The sequence below is a fragment of the Rhizobium sp. 32-5/1 genome, from assembly GCF_029537235.1.
In the GTDB taxonomy this organism is placed as follows: Bacteria; Pseudomonadota; Alphaproteobacteria; order Rhizobiales; family Rhizobiaceae; genus Pararhizobium.
This window is the reverse complement of record NZ_CP120638.1, coordinates 1,631,876-1,649,756: the sequence shown is the minus strand read 5'-3', so window position 1 is coordinate 1,649,756 and position 17,881 is coordinate 1,631,876. Positions and strand designations below refer to the sequence as shown.

The window sequence follows — 17,881 nt, the reverse complement described above, 5'->3', positions numbered from 1 at the left end:
GACAGCCTGATGGCATTGACCGATATCGAACGCGCTGCGGTTCAACTGCAGCTCGACGAAGCGCGCCTTGCGCTGCACCGGCTGGAAATCGGACAGGCAGAAGTGAGCCTCGCCTACAACGGCGAGAGCGTAACCTATGCGGCGGCCGATCTCGCGTCGCTGCGGCTTTACATCCGAGGTCTCGAGGCCAAGCTGGGGCTGCGCCCTTATGCTCGCGCCCGGTCGCGTGGGGTGGTGTTCGGATGAGCGTTCAGATCCTCGGCCCCGATGCGAAGCCGCTTGCTCCCCATGTTCGTGCGGCTGCAAAAGTGCAGGTTGCCCGCAACCGGATGATGTCGTCGGCCGCCTATCAGGGCGCATCGCACGATCATCCGTCCTTTGCGAAATGGCAGCCGCGCTCGTGGTCTGGTCAGGCGGCCCTGTCCTGGTCACGCACGGAGCTGGTTGACCGGCTGAACGACGTGGCCCGCAATGACGGCTGGGGTGCCGCCGGGACGTCTCGCCTCGTTGACAACATCGTCGGCTCCGGTTGGACGCTGGCCGCCCGCCCGAACTATGCTTCACTGAACATGACGTTCGAACAGGCGGACGCTGTTTCCGACCGCATCGAGGCCCTGTGGCGGGACTATACGCAGGATGTCGACAAATGGTGCGACGCGGAGCGGACGAAGACGATGGCCGGAATTCTCGGTCTTGCCGCCCGTCAGCGTTTCGGCCCGGAAGGCGAGGCTATTGCCGTCATAGTCTGGCACGAGAATTCACCGCTGTTCCAGACCGGTATTCATGTCATCGATCCCGCGCGGTGCTCCAATCCTTCCGGGCGGATGGATGAGGAGTTCCTGCGCGACGGTGTCGAGATCGATGGCCATGGCGCGCCGATTGGATATCACTTCCGCAAGTCGCATCCAGGCGAGGTCTATCTCGGCAACCAGAACCTCTGGCAATGGGACTATGTCGAGCGTTCGACCGAATGGGGCCGACCCGTTGTCGTCCATGCCTTCGAACAGAAGCGCGCCGGCATGACGCGTGGCGTGTCCGACTGGGCGCCCGTCATGCGTTCGATAAAGCAATCGACGGATTATGAGGATTTCGAAAGCCAGGCGGCGATGCTTAATGCCGTCATGGCAGCCTTTATCGAGACGCCCTTCGACCCGGAAGAGTTTTTGGATGCGATGGGGACCGATGTCAGTACGGATGGCGTTGCCAAGCTCTACGGCGACATGAGCGCAGCGCAGCAGGCCTATTACGGCGCCGCACCCATCGACATGCCGGGCGTCAAGATCAACATGCTTCAGCCTGGTGAAAAGGCCACCCTGACCAAGCCCGAGCATCCGAACGCCAATTTTGAGGCGTTCGTGAATGCGGCGCTGCGCAAGGTGGCGAGCGCCATCGGCCTCACCTACGAGCAGCTGACCATGGATTGGTCGAATGTGAACTATTCCTCGGCGCGCGCGGCCCTTCTGGAAATCTGGCGCGGCTTCACGGCAAAGAAGGGTGGGTTTGCCTCGCAGTTCATGGCGCCGATCTATCGGGCATGGCTGGAAGAGATCTTCGACAAGGGCATGCTTGACGACGTGCTACCGTCCAATGTCGTGCCGTTCGACCGCAATCCTGCCGCCTGGTGCCATGCCGACTGGATCGGCCCGGGCCGCGGCTGGATCGATCCGCTGCGGGAAGCGCAGGCCGCCAGCGAACGGCTGAATTCGCACCTGACGACCATGCAGCAGGAATCTGCCGAGCAGGGCCGCGATTGGAAGATGGATGCGCAGCAGCGGGCGCGGGAGAAGAAGTATTATGAGGAGCTCGGCCTCGATCTGACGCCTGCGACGCTCGTGCAGCAGATGTCGGCACAGGATGACCAGAGCACCGATGACGCGATTGAGGAAGAGGTCAACGGTAAGCCGTCGGCTCGCCGGCATAAGTTGGGCATTCCTTCGATCCGAAGGAAGGCAGCGGCATGACGAACTTTCCCGAAATCGCCAGCCGCATGTTTAACACGCCGCTGATGCTGCACCCGGCCAAGGGCGATGTAATTGCGCGTTCCTTCGGCCCTCGTATCCTCGGCATTCCCGACGTGCAGGTTCACGGCGGCGAGGCAATGGGCCTTGTGGGCGACCCTATGGGCGACTGGGGTGACGATGCGGCGCCGCGCGAACGCAACGGCGTCGCCTTCATCGATATCGAAGGATCGCTGGTCAACAAGGGAAAATGGATCGGAAAATCTTCCGGGCTGACCAGCTATGAGGGCATAATCTCGCAGGCGAACAACGTCGAAAACGATCCGTCCATCCGGGGCGTGATTTGCGAGGTTGATAGTTTCGGCGGTGAGGTGACCGGCGCATTCGACGCGGCGGAGCGGCTGTTTGAATTGTCGCAGGTCAAGCCGACGATTGCGGTGCTTACGGATCACGCCTGCTCCGCAGGCTATCTGCTCGCTTCGGCATGCCGACAGATCGTCATTCCGGCAACCGGCATTTGTGGTTCCATCGGCGTGATTTCGATGCACGTCGATATGAGTGCCTGGCTGAAACAGAACGGGCTCAACGTCACCATTCTGAAGGCTGGCGCCCACAAGGCCGATCTCAACCCGTATGAGGCCATCCCCAAGGATGTGCTCGAGCGGGAACTGGCGGAGCTGGAAGAGCTTCGCATCGAATTTGCATCGACGGTCGCGCGCTTTCGCGCCGGCCGGCTCGATCTGAAATCCGCGCTGGCAACAGAGGCGGGTGTCTACCGTGGTCACAAAGCGGTCGAGGCTGGCCTCGCCGATGCAGTCGCACGGCCTTCGCAGGTTCTTGCAGCCTTCGAAGCTGAACTGGGCCGGTCAGCCGGCTGATCCTCACAACCAAATTGGAGACGACGATGTCGAGTTTGACACGTACCACGCTCGCCGCGAGCGTGCTCGCCGCCGTGCGCGGCAAGGCAAAAAGCAACCGGATGGAAGACGACAAGCCGGAGGCGGAAGACGAGGTCGTCGATGACGATCAGGCCACCGAAGAAGACGCGGAAGGCGATAAGCCCGATCCCGAAGCCGAAGGCGACGACAAGGAACAGACGGCCGAGGATGACGCGACCGACCCCGACGCAGAAGCCGAAGGCGACGAGGGTGAAACCAAGACGTCTGCCGCAACGGTTCGCCGCGCCGAACAATCGCGCATCAAGTCCATCCTGTTGCACCCGATGGCCGATGCCAACCCGTCGCTGGCGGCCGAACTGGCCTTTGGTGCGAAGTGCTACTCCGCCAAGGAAGCCGGCGCGCTTCTGACTTCTGCCGCTGCCGGCGGCGGTCGCCTTGCCGACCGCATGCAGGGCCGCAGCCCGAAGCTCGGATCCGGATCGCCGGCAAAGCCATCCACTGAGAAACAGACGGTGCTCTCGAATATGGGCGCCGCCATCAAGGCCATGCACGGCCGCAACGGAAAAGGAGCCTGATCATGGCCACTGCAACTGCTTCGCCGAACGACTTGCTCGTTTCCGACGTGCCGGTCGTCACCCGCAACATCACCATCCTCAGCGGCCAGAACCTGCTGCGCGGCGCCGTGCTGGGTAACATCACGGCGTCGGACAAATACATCTTGTCGCTTGCCGGCGCCAGCGATGGCAGTCAGGTGCCGGCGCTCGTGCTGGCCATCGATGCCAATGCCAGCGGTAGTGATCTCGTTTCTTCCGCCTATGCCGGCGGCGCGTTCGACAGCACGAAGCTCATTTATGGCACCGGCCACACGGCTGTGACCGTTGAGGCTGCATTCCGCAAGGAAGGCGCGCCCCTGTACGTGCGCGTCCTGAAGTAACCGCCACCTAACTCAAAGGACCATTTCTATGGCTGATATCCTTCTCAATACGGCGGAACTTCTGACCGTTCTGCCGCCGCGCGACCGTCCGGAGGCATTTCTCCGTGACCGTTATTTTCCAACAACTGTGCTTTCGGACGCCGAAGAAGTCGCATTCGACAGCATCCTTCCGGATCGTGAGCTTGCGCCCCTCGTGCATCCCGACGTCCCCGGCAAAGACAGCTCCAACCGTGGCTTCAAGGTGACGAGCTTTGCTCCTGCCTATGTAAAGCCGCAGAACACGCTGCGGCCGCGCGGTAACATGATCCGCATGCCGGGTGAGCGCATCGGCGGCGAAAGCACGCCGGCGCAGCGCTACGCCTACAATCTGGCGACGATGATTGATGACCAGGACATGCGCATCACCCGCCGTGAAGAATTCATGTGCAGCCAGTTGCTGCGGACGGGACAGGTCGTCGTCGCCAGTGAAGACTTCCCGGCCCAGACGATCGCCTATGGCCGTGATGCGGCACTGACGATCGCTCTTACCAGCACGGCGCGCTGGGGGAAACCGGTGTCGATCCGTTCGACAACGTCGAAGAATGGCTGCAGCTTCTCACCGATACGGATGGCTTTACCGGCCGCGAAGTCCTGCTCGGTGGCGGTGCGGCCGGACTGCTGAAGCGCTCGCCGCGCTTCCTGGCCGCGCTCGACAATCGGCGTCAGGATGGTGGCGTGATGCAGCTTGGCCCTGTCTCGACCGGCGCCGAGAACAAGTATTACGCGGTTCTCGGCTCCATCGGCGAGGTGACGTTCGTCCAGTATTCGCAGCCCTACACGGTTTCGGGCGTGAAGAGCAACTTCTGGCCGACCTATGGCGTCGGGGTTTTCGATCCCTTCGGCTTCATGGGGCATTTCGCCTATGGCGCGATCCTCGACAATCAGGTTCTGCGTTCCGTGGAGCGCTTCCCTGACATGTGGCACGAGCGCAATCCGTCCCGCACGATCGTCCAGACGCAGTCGGCCCCTCTGCCGATCGCTCCCAATCCCAACGCCAGCCTGTTCGCGCTCGTTCGCTGACGTCGCCGGTCCGCCTTCGGGCGGACGGCCCCCTCATCCATCAAAAGGAAGAATACAATGAGCAAGACGACAGAGCGGTTCAACGTGACGGTGCAGACCGCGCACAAGACCTACAAGCCCGGCGAGCCTGTGCCGGTCGGCACGGACGCCGGCATCAGCAAGGAAGAGGTTATTCGCCTTCGCGAAAACTTCGGTGACTGGATCGGCCCGGACGTCAATTCGATTGCCTCGGCCGGCGTGGATATGGACGAGCTGCAATTGCAGATCGACAGCGTCACCACGGAACGTGATCAGCTGCAGGGTGAGAAGGACCGGCTCACGGCCGAGAATGCGCGCCTTGAAGGCGAGATCACGCAGCGGGGCAGGGATACCAAAGCCACGCGCGATGTCGAGCGCCTGAAGGCCGAGAATACCCGCCTGGCCGGCGAACTGTCTGCTCTTCAGGACGCAAAGCTGCAGCTGGAGACGGATAACGGGACGCTTGCCGGTCACATTTCCAAGCTGGAAGCGGATATCGCCACACTGACGGCTCCTAAGACCTGACATGCGTGCGACGCGGTTCCAAAAATGGGCTCGGCGTTTAGCCGGGCCTTCGGCAATACTACAGCCGTCTTCACCATCAATGGCGTCGTCGGCTTGCCGGTCCCGATCATTCTGCGGAACGGCCGCGACCTCGACGAGGGCGAAGAGCAGGGGCAGGGGCTCGAAGCTCGGACCTACTCTCTGGCTGTCGCGGCAACCGATGTTGCTGGGCTGATCAGCCAGCGGGACACGATGACGTTCGAAGGCACGGTCTATCCCATCGTCAACCACACGGATGATGCACACGCGATGCTGCGCGTCTTCCTGCGAGGAGAAATCTGATGAAAACACTATCTACAGAGGTGACCGAAGGAAAGCCGGTCGTCGATCCGATGCGCAGCCTGATCGAAAACCTGTCGAAAGGCGAACGTCAGGCGCGGGAAACCTTGTCCGGCATGTCGCAGCGCCCGTGGGAGCAGCTGCCATCGCGGCTGAAATCAGCGGCGCGTGACGACGTCTCGGCGGCTTTGCAGTCCGGCCGCACCCGCGCCGACCTTCTGGCGGATGGCTACAAGGTTCATACGCTCACCCACATCCTGCGCGATCTCGGTCTCGGCGGCTGATCGATGGCACATCTTCGCAGCCAGATCTTTGCCGCTGTCAGGGTGAAGCTCGCGACGATCCCCGAATTTTCCGGCGCTGGCAAGGTTGCCCGCGGACGGACGGACCGCATTCCGGTGGAACTCCTGCCAGCATTGACGCTCACCTGGGCGGATCGACCGGAACCGGCTTCCGTTCGGCCGTCTGCGACCGCCGCCGGTGGCGACGGCTATGACCGGAACTTGCCGCTTTCGATCATCGTGCACCTGCGGGACGATGATCCGGAGGAGGAATTCGACCGGATTGCCGTACCGGTCGAAGCGGCCATGGCCGATCTCATCGAGATGCCGGGTCTTGCAGTCGAATGCCTACTGCAATCGTCGCAATTCTTTGTCGGACGTGACACCGGCATATCCCTGCTTGCCGGCAGCATCGTCTACCAGGTCGCCTACAAGACCGTTGCGGCCAATCCTGAAATTTCCGCCCTCTAGGAACCCCCGGTCGGCTATTCCCAGGCCTCGTCAAGCGCGTGAAGGCCGCCGGCACGACCGCGACGGACAAGCTTGCCCTCAATTAATCGTCTCAACCCTTGAAAGGTGTTTCCCATGGCACTCGGCCGGACACTTACGCTTGCTCGCAACAGCGTATCGGATACATACGAACTCGCCTGCATTACCGAGCAGCGTTCCATTGAAATCAACAACGAAGAAATCGACATTACCAAGCCTAGCTGCACCGACCCGGGCAGCAAGCTGCAGCTCGCCCTAATGTATGGTGTCCAGTCGATCCGAGTGACCGGGCAGGGCGCATTCGTCAGCACGGCGACAATGAAGTTGGTCGCTCTCGATACAATCAACCAGTTGGTGAAGAGCTGGCAAATCACTGTTCCAGGCGTTGGAACATTCGAGGGCGATTGCCTGATTTCGATGACGTTCTCGGGTGACAAGAGCAACGAATTGCAGGCTGACATCCGGCTGGCAATGACCGGCGCGATCACGTTCGTGGCGGAGACCTAATTTCGTCATGGAAACTCTTGCCAATACCCTGCGGGGTGAAGCGCCCCTTCGGATCGGTGATGTCGATCTGAAAATCGGGATCGAATTTGCCGCGCTTGCCAAGCTTTCCCGGGCGATCAAGGCCGAAAGTCTTGAAGAGATCTATCGCAGGCTGCTGGGGTTCGAACCCTGGGCAGTATCCTGCGCTCTGCGCTGCTTCACCCTGCATGATGAGGGCGTCGACGAGGCGGCGGCAACCGCCTTGCGTGCGATCAACCGCCTTTCGGCGGCGGACGAGCCGGCGTGGCATGCCGCAATCGAGACTGCAATGGCCGGACATGTTGATGCCGGCCATCGGCTGCGCGCGGATCGGCCTCTTTCTGACGAGGTCGATGATGCCGTCTTGGGAAAGCCCGGCAGCCTCTCCTGATCGCTACCCATCTCAAGATGCTGTTCCGCATCGCGGTGTCACCCAAGGGCCTTGGATGGTCCCCGGCGACATTCTGGTCATCGACCGCGGCGGAATTTGAGATGGGTATGGAGGGGCTGGCTGGAGACTTCAAAGCAGCGCCATTCATCTCTCGCGAAGAAGTCCGTCGCATCGCTGCGACGTTCAAGCCCCGTCAGTCTCTTGCCCGTCACCCTGGCGCCGTGGTCGTCGGGGTAACCCCTCCGCGAAAGCAATCCAATGAGCCGTCCCGATATTCCCGTCACTATTACCGGGCATACGAAATCTATCGACGCAGCGATGAAGCGTGTCCGCGCAGAAGGCGCTCTCACCGGGCGGTCACTGACGGCCTCGTTTACGGCCATGACGGCGAGGATCCGTGGTGGCGCCAGCGCCCTTGGCGGCCTGCTTGCTGGCGGCCCGGGCGGGCTCGCCGCATCTCTAGGCATCGGTGCATTTGTCAGCATCACACAAGAGGCCGTATCCTCGGTAAACGAGCTGGGAAAGGCCGCGCGAACAGCTGGCCTTGATTTCGAGGCGTTTCAGGAACTGAAGTTTGCGGCGCAGCAAAACAAGGTTGGTGTCGATGCGCTCACAGACGGTCTGAAGGAACTACAGCTTCGGGCCGATGAATTTGTCCAGACTGGCGGCGGCCCTGCAGCAGAGTCTTTTGCGCGTATAGGGCTTAGTGCGAAGGATGTTGCTGGTGCCTTGAAAGATCCTGCCGAGATGTTCCAGCTTGTCATCGAACGATTGAAGGATCTCGACAAGGCCGCTCAGATCCGCGTGATGGATGAACTCTTCGGCGGGACCGCAGCTGAGCAGTTTGCCGGGTTCATCAAAAACGGGGCTCAGGCGATTTCTGATGCTCGAAACGAGGCTAGGCAGCTCGGCCTTGTGATGAGCGAAGATCTTCTAAAAGCAGCTGAGGACATCGATCGACAATTCAATGTTGTGACTACGACCGTAGGCGTCCATCTCAAGGGCGCTATCGTCTCCGCTGCGAGTAGCCTGATGAATTTCATCGACGGGTTCCGCGATTTTCAGGACCAGATGGACGGTAGCCTGAAAGGTCGCCAGGCAGAGCTTGGAATGAAGCGCCTCGATATCGAAACAAAGATCCTCGAGACTCAGCAAAACCAGCGGGAAGAGGTTGGAAAGCTTTCCGATGTGGCTAAATCCCTTGGTTTTGAGGACAGTAAAAATACCGGCCTGGCAGGTTCTACAGGCGAGATTGCTGCCTATCGCGAACAGTTGCGACTGCTAGCGGAGGAAGAAGCCAAGATCGTCGGCGTCCTAAACGAGCGCGGTAAGGCTAAGGATCGCCCTAAGGATACCCCGTGGGAGCCGATCATCACCGCAGATAAAGGTGGCGGAAAATCCAAGGCCGCAAGCGCAGCGGAAAAGGAGGCCAAGGCCTATCAGTCCATTGTGGATGCGCTTCGCGAAGAGATCGCTGTCATCGGCCTTTCCGAGGTCGAAAAGGAAAAGCTGCTTACGCTCCGTGAAGCCGGCGTCACAGCTGCTTCCAAGGAAGGACAGCAGATTTCGGTTCTGATCGAGCAGAAGCATCGGGAGCTTGATGCCGAGGAAGCGCTGACCAAACAGCGCGAGCGGGCGCAGGAAATTGCGCAGAACCTCGGGGATACGCTGGACGATCAGATGTCCCGCATCATTGACGGGACTTTCGATGCGCGCGATGCGGTCGCGGCGCTGGTGACGGAACTGATCAGTGCGAGCACCAATGGCAAAGGGCTGTTTGGCAGCCTGTTCAGCGCGCTCGCCGGTGGCTTTTCTTCTGGCGCCAGCCCGAAATTTGCATCGAACACCTCGCCAAACCTGCTCAGCTTTGGCGGCGCGCGTGCAGGCGGCGGTGACGTATCGCCAGGGCGCATCTACCGCGTCAATGAATATGAAGAGGAATTCTTCAGCCCCGGATCGCATGGCCGGATCATCGCGCCAAGCAAAGCAGCCGGAAATTCCCCATCTGGAGGCGTGAGTGAACGCTCTGTGGTCGAGATCGTGCTTTCGCCTGAGTTGAAGGCCGCCATTCTGCAGGAAGCGCAGGGGCAATCAATCGAGATCGTGCGGCGGAACAACCAGGCGCAGCAGACCTACAAGCAGAATGGCGGAAACTGATGGCGACGCTGATCACCTTGCCATCCGTCGTCTATTCGCAGGTCTCGTTCGATCCCGTGCGTCCGCGGGACACGAGCATGATGGACGGGCGCCGGAGTGAAACGCAGTTTTTCGGAACGCCGTATTGGGCTGCCTCCTACGCTGCGTCACGACTGACCACAGCAGAGGCTGCTGAATTCGACGCGCTGCGCATGGAGCTCGAGGACGGGGCCTATCTACTTGCCTACGATGTGCACCGGCCGCGACCGATCGCGTACCAGGGGAGCGCGCCGCTGAGCGGGACAAAGGCCGGCGGCGGTGCCTTCAATGGCGATGCGACGCTACAGACCATCATCAACAGCCGCGCGATCACGGTCTCGGGGCTGCCGAACGGGTTTCAATTGGGCCGTGGCGACTATGTCGAGGTTCGCAAGTCGAACAATGTGCGATCCCTACACCGGATCATGGCTGCCGCAACCGCAAACAGTTCCGGCATCGTCACGCTTGCCATTCGGTACGGGCTCGATGCCGGCGTCTTCACTTTGCCATGTACGGTCCATTTCGAGAAGCCGAGCTGCGTGATGGAACTTGATCCCGGCAGCTACGGTCTCCCGAAAAGCTGGCCGAACTACAGTGTCAGCTTCACCGCCACGGAGTATTTCCTCAATGCCAGCGCTTGATCCTGCCGTTGAAGCCGCAGTGGAAGAGGGGCGGATCGTTCGCCTTGATCTTGTCCGGTTCGATTTGCCGGGCTTGAGTGTTGGCTACCACCGTGGCGGCCGGCCCTACACTTATAACGGGCTGACCTATCAGCCGAACCGTTTCCTGCAGATGGGGAGCATGGCCAGCGCGCTCGGTATTGCTGTGACGACGCGCACTATTGTGTTCTCGAATATCCCAGTCGCGGATCCGGATGACGCCATCGCCCGGATCGAAGAGTTCAACTACCCGAACGCACCAGTCATCATCGCGCATCTTGCGGGTGATCCCGACACGGACACCGTTCTCGGCGTGCTGGTATCCAGCGTCTACGAGATCGACGATGTCGTCTACAACAAGGGCGCTATCAGCGGCGGCGAGCGTACCCTGACGCTGACCATCAACCTGCAGCCGCCCGGTCGTTCGGCGCGCGGATCGACGCTGGTGAAGCGCAGCCAGGCTGAACAGCAGTTCGACAATCTCGCCACTGACACGGCCTTCGAATATGCCGCCACGATTGGCACCGTCCCCGAGGAATGGGGCCAGAGGTAATCCATGAACCGATTTCGAGTTGTCGAAGCGACGCTGAACGCGGAGCTAACGATCCCCTATGCCTATTGTTCGGCTGATTGCTTCCATCTTGGATGCAGCATGATCGACGCCCTGACGGGGTCCCAGCTCGTGGCAAAATATGCCGGCAGCTACCGGACGTTGCCGGGCGCGCAGCGCGCACTGCGCCGCCGTGGGCACAAAAGCCTCGTTTCCCTGTTCGCCAAGCACGTGCCGCAGATATCGCCTGCTGAAGCACGTATCGGAGATGTGGTCGTGCTGCTGCTTGCTGATGGCGCGGAGCATTGCGGCATATGCCTTGGCGGACGCTTCGTGACGAAAACCGAGGCCGGCCGGAGTGATCGTCTCCTGGCCGACTGTATCGCCGCGTTCCGGGTGGGCTGACCAGCATGGCCATTTTTACAGCGATTGCGACCGCTATCAGCGGCGCGCTTTTTGCCGGCGCAGCGCTGGCAACGTCACTGATCTCATCTGCGCTTGCGTTCGGTGCACAGCTTGCCATCAGCTACCTCAATCGCCCGAAAAAGCAGAAATACACGGCCGTTCAAGGCGAGGTGCAGTTCGGGGCGAATGTGCCGGCCGGCGCCATGTTCGGGACAGGCAAGGTCGTCGGTCATCGACTCTTTTACGCAAAATGGGGATCGGGCAACAAGGTCAATGCCGATGTTTTCCTCTTGTCGAATGGATGGTGCGACGGGCTGGAACCGTATGTCTATTTCTACGGTGAAAAGCACGAGCTTGTTGCGCGCACGATCATCGGCAACGAGCATGCCCATTATGGGATTACCGGTTTTGGCGATGCAGTGTCCATCCGGTTCTATGATGGACGTCCAGGGCAGGGTGTCGATGCAAAGCTGGTTAGCGACACCGCCAGCCTGGGCCAGAACTGGAAGTCCACCAGCGTTTGCGCCGGGCATGCCTATGTCGTGGTCGAGCGGACCTACAGCGCCGATCTGTTTCCGAAGGGCCGGCCGGATTTCGAATGGGTTTTGCGTGGACTGCGGCTCTACGACCCGCGAAAGGACTCTACGGTTGCCGGCGGGTCGGGTTCGCAGCGCCTCGCGACGCCATCGACATGGGTCTTTTCCAAAAGCCCTGCGCTGCAGCGGCTGAACTACCAGCTTGGGATCAGGGGATTGATTTCCGGCCGGACCATTATCGGCGAGGGCAAGTCGATCGGGCAGATCGACCTCAGCACCTACTTCGTGGCGATGAATGTTTGCGACACAGTTCGCGAGGGGAAGAAGACTTACGAGAGTGCTATCTATGTCGATAGTGGCATGGATCATACCGAGGTCCTAAAAGAGTTCGACGACGCGATGGCGGGCTATGGGCTCAATCGTCGAGGCCTGTCGGGCATCATCCCCGGGGCGCCGCAGGTCCCGGTTCTGGACATTACTGCTTCCGACATTCCTGTCGATCGGGCCCAGCAGGTCCAGCGTCGCAAGTCGGCTTTCGATCTTTACAACTACATTTCGGGGCAGTTCACGTCGATCGAAAGCAACTGGGCGGAAGAGAGCCTGACGCCGGTCTATGTCAATGCGGACGTTGCGGCCGACGGTCGTCCGCGGCAGACCGCCAACGACTTCCTGCAGGTGACGGACCCTGACATCGCGCAATACCTGCTGAACATCCGCTATCGCCAGAACCGGCGCGGCGGAACGGCCACAGTGCCGGTCAGCCGACGCGTGGGTCTGGCAGTTTCGGAGGGCGAGTGGGTCACGTTTCAAGGGGTGACCTGGCTGATTACAGAATGGCAGGCTGATGAGCAGTTTCGCTTTACTCTCGTGCTCGCCGAAACCAACGCTGATATCTATGATGACGGCGATATCGATCCGGGCCCGATCGTCATCCCGCCGGCGCCGACCATCAATCCGTCGCTTCTTTCGACGGTTGCCGGTTTCAATGTAGAGGCCGGACTGGTTCAGGGCGCCAGTGGATCGCAAGTGCCTTGCCTTCGTTTCACCTGGACGCCGCCGCAGGACCCTACAATCACGGCGGTTCGGTTTTTCTATACGGCGGCCGGAGACGTGACGGTCTATGAAGATCAGTCTGTGGACCCTGAGAAGGGTTTCTATGTCACGACGAAGAACGTCGCGTCCGGAAAGGCTTACACCGCGCGGGCAACGATCACGACCGTTCCGGATCGGTTCAAAACATTTACGGCATGGATCACGACGCTGACATCGACGGGGAACCTCAGTGTCCTCGATGGATCGATCACGGTCACTAAGATCGCCGATGCCGCAATCACGGCGTCCAAAATCGCGAACGAGGCTGTCACAAGTCTGAAGCTTGCCGATCAGGCTGTCACGACGGCCAAACTTCAGGTTGCCGCTGTCACTGCCGACATTATCGCCAACAGCGCCGTCATCAGCGCAAAGATCGCAGATGCTGCCGTTACGGGTGCAAAGATGGCGGCAGCCGCCATTGATGCCACCAAGTTCGCCGCTGGTATCCAGCCGGTCGGCATCATTGCAGGCGCTATCGTTCCGACAACCAAGACAACTGATGTGGTTCTTGTTAACGGCAAGATATACCGTTGGAATGGCACCGCTTACACTGCCGGCGTCCCGACCACGGACTTCGTTGGAACAGTCAGCACTGCACAGATCGCCGACGATGCGATCACAAACGCGAAACTAGCCGATCTTGCTGTGCAGGTTGGCAATATTGCGGACAGTGCAATCACGGCAGCAAAGATCGCCGATGCGGCTGTCACGACTACGAAGTTTGCTTCAGGTATTGAGCCCGTTGGCATCATAGCCGGGGCTGTTGTTCCAGTAACCAAAACAACTGAAGTCGTCACGGTAAATGGAAAGCTCTATCGTTGGAATGGTTCCGCCTATGTTGCGAGTGTTCCAACAGTCGATCTGACTGGAACCATCCTTACTGCCCAGATCGCAGATGATGCAATAACGAACGCTAAACTTGCAGACCTTGCTGTTCAAGCAGCAAATATTGCTGATAGTGCTATTACTTCTGCAAAAATTGTAGATGCCGCCGTATCTACAGCCAAGTTTGCTTCTGGCATTGAGCCCGTAGGGGTTATCGCGGGAGCGGTCGTCCCTGTTACAAAGACTACTGAAGTTGTCACGGTGAACGGGAAGCTATATCGTTGGAGCGGCTCTGCTTATGTCGCCAGCATTCCAACCGTCGATCTGACGGGAACCATTCTTACCGCTCAAATAGCGGATAATGCCATAACTTCTGCTAAAGTTGCCGCCTTAGCGATTGATGCAGCGGCTCTGGCTTCGAATGCTGTTACCCAGACCAAGATAGCGGACAACTCAATTTCTACAGCTAAGCTGCAGGCTAACTCGGTCGTAGCTAATAATATCGCATCCAATGTTATTAGTGCTCGTCAGTTGATCCTTGCCGACTTTGAAAACTTCATACCTGATGGGCAATTTGAGCAGGCTATTCCAGCTGACATCTGGAACGGAAGTCATACTGTTTACAATGATGCAGGGGCGGGCAGCGCACCGAAGATTTGGACATATACCGGAAGTACACAGACAGGCGGTAAGGCTTTAGTTCTAGATAATGGTGTCAGTGGCGGTACAGCAATCCAGCTTTGGATAGAGACTAAGGATTTCATACCTGTAACAGAAGACGACCACCTTTCCTGGGGAATTGGAATTAAAACTAATGACGGCTCTTCTGCTACAGGTCTTTATTACAGAATTTGGTGGTATGATAAAGACAAGGTTGCACTCGCCTCGCCAGTTTATAACGATGTACTTTCTAATCAACCAATCCCCTCTGCTTGGACTAAACGAAGCGGCAAGGTTGCGATACCTACAGGCGCAAAGTATTGCAAAGTCAGAATATATCACAGCCCCGCAACAACTCGCTACTTGATCATTGATCGGGTCTACTTGCGCAAGTCGGAAGGGGCTGAGCTAATTGTAGACGGCACCATTGTTGCAGCACACATTGCAGCGAATACTATCACAGCAGCTCTTATTGCCGCCAATACAATCACTGCAAATGAAATTGCTGCTAACGCCATCACGACCAGCGAATTGGCTGCTGGCAGCGTGACCGCCGCTAAGATTGTCGCAGGTACTATCACTGCGACAGAGATCGCAGCAGGGGCAATTAGTACCGCAAAGCTGGCGGCGGGGGCAGTGACGGCAAACGAACTTGCGGCCAATAGTGTGGTTGCCGGTAAGATTGCAGCAAATGCGATCGTTGCTAGTAATATCGCAGCCAAAACCATCACTGCAGATAAATTGGTAATGGCGGACTTTACCAACTATGTAGAGAACCCTACTTTTGCTGATGGTGACGTCTCTTGGGTCAAAGGCGCTAATGCTACTATTGTCACAGGAGCCCCTTCGCTTGCCTTCATAGGCGATAACTACATGTCGCTGTCCACAGGAACTACTGCGACGACTAGGAATGCTAATGTGTTTCCGGTTGTGCCAGGAACTACATTTATGGGGTCGGTTACTGCAAGGGCCATATCATCGCCTGATGGTAATCTTAATTTTAGAATAAGATTTATGGAAGCCGATGGAAGTACATATGTGGGCCAAGTCAATATAGCCACATTTACTCCTTCAGACACAAGTTACACCACTAAGGCTTCAGGAACGCTTGTTGTGCCCGCAGGGGCTGTCTACGCATGGGTTGATGTACAAACACTTACTGCCTTGACAACCGGATCTTATAGAATCGGTGCTGTCAGAGTTCAGCGTAAGAATGCAGGCGAACTAATTGTAGACGGAACGATTGTTGCTGCCCATATCGCAGCCAACACCATTACAGCGGCGGAGATCGCGGCGAACGCCATTACGACAAGTGAGCTGGCTTCAGATAGCGTAACCGCTGCAAAGATTGTTGCCGGGACTATTACTGCCGCTGAAATCGCCTCCGGTGCAATCACAACCGTAAAGCTGGCTGCTAGCGCTGTGACGGCAAACGAGTTGGCTGCCAACAGTGTGGTCGCCGGTAAAGTTGCAGCGGACGCTATCGTTGCTTCAAACATTGCGGCGAACGCCATTACGGCCAAGCAATTGGTCCTAGTCGACTTTGAGAACTTCATCCCCGACGGGGCATTTGATCAATCCATTCCTACTGATATTTGGGATGGCAATTACGTAATCCGGAATGCTGGTCCAGCGGCGGGCACTGATCCTCAGGTGTGGATGTGGACCGGTGACGCGCAGACTGGTGGCCGCGCAATCGTTCTTGACAACGGAATAATTGGAGGAACTAACCTCCAAATGTGGATTAGAACAAAGGACTTCATCCCCGTAACAACGGGTGATAGTCTTGCTTGGGATATCAGTGTCAGAACCACAGACGCTGGTGGCACAAGCGGCCTTTACTACAGACTAACTTGGTACGATAGAACCAAAACAGCTCTTGCAAGCCCAGTCTTCACGGATGTGGTTAGTAACAACACAATACCTCTGACCTGGACTAAGCGTTCGGGGATCGCTACCGTTCCCGCTGGGGCGACATATTGTAAAGTCTCTATCTACCATAATAACAATTCTGGAACTAGATTCCTCGTCGTTGACCGCGTCTCTCTTAGAAAAGCCGAAGGCGCAGAACTGATCGTCGATGGTACTCTTACCGCTGCAAAGATTGTAGCGAATAGCATCACGGCTGCTCAGATAGCATCCAATACGATTACCGCTACCCAAATTGCAGCCCTTGCAATTACATCAAGCGAATTGGCTGCCAACTCGGTCGTTGCAGGTAAGATTGCAGCGGGAGCTATTAGCGCAACCGAGATTGCAGCGGGGGCCATTACAACAGGTCTGTTAGCTGCTTCAGCCATTACATCGGACAAGATTGCAGCCGACGCGGTTATCACAAGTAAGATCGCTGCAAACGCAATCACTGCCACCGAAATCGCAACGAGTGCAGTCACCGCTACAAAGATTGCTGCGGGTGCAATCATTGCAGGTAAGATTGCCGCAGGAACTATCGTCGCGGCAGATATTGCTGCATCAACTATCACAGGAGCCAAGATTGCCGCTGACACGATTGGCGCCAACAACATTGCAGCGAATGCTATCACGGCTAGGGAGCTAACACTTACTGATTTCAGTAACGTCTATCCTGATTACGATTTCGTCGCTACGGATGGATTCTACACTGGTAGCGCTGTCACCTTTAGCGGCACGTCTAACGTAAATCGCGGTAAGAACGCGATGGCGCTTCCCGTTTCTGCTAGCGAACAGAATACTTATTCACAATGGATAACAGTCGAGTCCGGCGATTACTATGCTGAGATATCCGTCAACATGGCCACCACAGCGGTAGGCGCTGGTAGAGTAATTGCCTACATCAACTATGGCACAATCGACGCCGCAGGGGTTGTCACTTCGGACGCCACTTTCACTACCATCGCTGACAAGACTGATACTTCATCTTCAACACGAGTTGGCGTTAACTTCACGGTCTCGGGTAGCCAAAGAGCTATACGAGTTCGCTTCCGTCGAATAGCAGGAGGCTCGCAAATTGCTTATTTCGGTGGTGTGTTTATCCGCAAACGTTACGGGGGAAATCTTATCGTCGACGGCGGTATCACTGCTGACAAAATAGCGGCCAATTCGATCACCGCTGATAAGATGAACGTGACAAGCCTTTCGGCGATCTCCGCCACGCTTGGTTCGGTCAACATCTCAAATGCAATCATCGGAACTTTGACCGTTGGCACTTCAAATATTGCGGCTAATGCAGTGACAGCATCGGCCGCAATGAGTGCCACTGCGCTTGGTGATCCCGCGGATACTGTAGCTCTGACATCACTGATGGCTGGTAGCCCAGCGCTAATCTCAATAACTGGAAGTTATAGTATCTCCGCAGGTTCCGGCGCCTCGGGGAATTTCAACGTAAGCGTTGTTAATACTACGACTGGTTCGACAGCCTACTCGTTTTCTATAAGCTATAGCTCCGGTAATACGGCCGGGGGAATAGACGCCTTCCGTATTCATTCCACTACCAACGCTGGAACTAATAACTACAAGCTTGTGATTGAGCGCACCGGTACCGCAACATCGAGCTCAGTTAGTATTGATGTGAAAATACTATACTGGCGCAGATGATATCTGAAC

Annotated in this window: 18 protein-coding genes; all 18 read left to right on the top strand. The window is 57.8% G+C overall.

What is annotated here, in order from left to right; genetic code table 11:
* Positions 1–9: 9 nt before the first annotated feature.
* The 18 genes from gpW to P6U16_RS08360 all read left to right on the top strand — a co-directional run bounded on the left by gpW (position 10) and on the right by P6U16_RS08360 (position 17,872).
* Positions 10–246, top strand: a complete 237-nt coding sequence (gpW, locus tag P6U16_RS08445; protein WP_277703360.1) for a gpW family head-tail joining protein — start codon at positions 10–12, stop codon at positions 244–246.
* On the top strand, positions 243–1,961 hold the full coding sequence (locus P6U16_RS08440) for a phage portal protein (protein WP_277703359.1): 1,719 nt from the start codon (positions 243–245) through the stop codon (positions 1,959–1,961). The genes gpW and P6U16_RS08440 overlap by 4 nt, the downstream gene beginning before the upstream one ends.
* The gene (locus tag P6U16_RS08435) at positions 1,958–2,836 is read left to right on the top strand and encodes a S49 family peptidase (protein WP_277703358.1); all 879 of its coding nucleotides are present in this window, start codon (positions 1,958–1,960) and stop codon (positions 2,834–2,836) included. Before P6U16_RS08440 ends, P6U16_RS08435 begins: the two co-directional genes overlap by 4 nt.
* A 26-nt stretch (positions 2,837–2,862) precedes the next feature.
* Positions 2,863–3,432 carry a hypothetical protein gene (locus P6U16_RS08430; RefSeq protein WP_277703357.1) on the top strand — a complete coding sequence of 190 codons (570 nt, stop codon included), beginning with the start codon at positions 2,863–2,865 and terminating at the stop codon, positions 3,430–3,432.
* A 2-nt stretch (positions 3,433–3,434) separates the two neighbouring features.
* Complete coding sequence (locus tag P6U16_RS08425) at positions 3,435–3,791, top strand: head decoration protein (protein ID WP_277703356.1); 357 nt, start codon at positions 3,435–3,437, stop codon at positions 3,789–3,791.
* A 28-nt stretch (positions 3,792–3,819) separates the two neighbouring features.
* Entirely contained in the window at positions 3,820–4,452 is a 633-nt protein-coding gene (locus P6U16_RS08420) for a major capsid protein (protein ID WP_277703355.1), read from the top strand.
* Positions 4,377–4,850: a major capsid protein gene (locus P6U16_RS08415; protein WP_277703791.1), complete on the top strand. Its 474-nt coding sequence runs from the start codon at positions 4,377–4,379 to the stop codon at positions 4,848–4,850. Before P6U16_RS08420 ends, P6U16_RS08415 begins: the two co-directional genes overlap by 76 nt.
* A gap of 57 nt (positions 4,851–4,907) precedes the next feature.
* Entirely contained in the window at positions 4,908–5,393 is a 486-nt protein-coding gene (locus P6U16_RS08410) for a hypothetical protein (RefSeq protein ID WP_277703354.1), read from the top strand.
* 24 nt (positions 5,394–5,417) lie between these two features.
* Positions 5,418–5,714, top strand: coding sequence for a hypothetical protein (locus tag P6U16_RS08405; protein WP_277703353.1), 297 nt, complete (start codon positions 5,418–5,420; stop codon positions 5,712–5,714).
* Positions 5,714–5,995, top strand: a complete 282-nt coding sequence (locus P6U16_RS08400) for a hypothetical protein (protein ID WP_277703352.1) — start codon at positions 5,714–5,716, stop codon at positions 5,993–5,995. Before P6U16_RS08405 ends, P6U16_RS08400 begins: the two co-directional genes overlap by 1 nt.
* Before the next feature lie 3 nt (positions 5,996–5,998).
* The gene (locus P6U16_RS08395) at positions 5,999–6,463 is read left to right on the top strand and encodes a hypothetical protein (RefSeq protein WP_277703351.1); all 465 of its coding nucleotides are present in this window, start codon (positions 5,999–6,001) and stop codon (positions 6,461–6,463) included.
* Positions 6,464–6,577: 114 nt separating this feature from the next.
* Positions 6,578–6,988: a phage tail tube protein gene (locus P6U16_RS08390; RefSeq protein WP_277703350.1), complete on the top strand. Its 411-nt coding sequence runs from the start codon at positions 6,578–6,580 to the stop codon at positions 6,986–6,988.
* 7 nt (positions 6,989–6,995) lie between these two features.
* Positions 6,996–7,397, top strand: coding sequence for a hypothetical protein (locus tag P6U16_RS08385; protein ID WP_277703349.1), 402 nt, complete (start codon positions 6,996–6,998; stop codon positions 7,395–7,397).
* A 258-nt stretch (positions 7,398–7,655) separates the two neighbouring features.
* The gene (locus P6U16_RS08380) at positions 7,656–9,554 is read left to right on the top strand and encodes a phage tail tape measure protein (RefSeq protein ID WP_277703348.1); all 1,899 of its coding nucleotides are present in this window, start codon (positions 7,656–7,658) and stop codon (positions 9,552–9,554) included.
* Positions 9,554–10,213: a hypothetical protein gene (locus P6U16_RS08375; protein WP_277703347.1), complete on the top strand. Its 660-nt coding sequence runs from the start codon at positions 9,554–9,556 to the stop codon at positions 10,211–10,213. Before P6U16_RS08380 ends, P6U16_RS08375 begins: the two co-directional genes overlap by 1 nt.
* Positions 10,200–10,784 (top strand): DUF2163 domain-containing protein, encoded by a 585-nt coding sequence (locus P6U16_RS08370; RefSeq protein ID WP_277703346.1) that lies wholly within the window; start codon positions 10,200–10,202, stop codon positions 10,782–10,784. Before P6U16_RS08375 ends, P6U16_RS08370 begins: the two co-directional genes overlap by 14 nt.
* Positions 10,785–10,883: 99 nt before the next feature.
* Positions 10,884–11,186 (top strand): hypothetical protein, encoded by a 303-nt coding sequence (locus P6U16_RS08365; RefSeq protein ID WP_277703345.1) that lies wholly within the window; start codon positions 10,884–10,886, stop codon positions 11,184–11,186.
* 5 nt (positions 11,187–11,191) lie between these two features.
* The gene (locus P6U16_RS08360) at positions 11,192–17,872 is read left to right on the top strand and encodes a hypothetical protein (RefSeq protein ID WP_277703344.1); all 6,681 of its coding nucleotides are present in this window, start codon (positions 11,192–11,194) and stop codon (positions 17,870–17,872) included.
* Positions 17,873–17,881 lie beyond the last annotated feature (9 nt).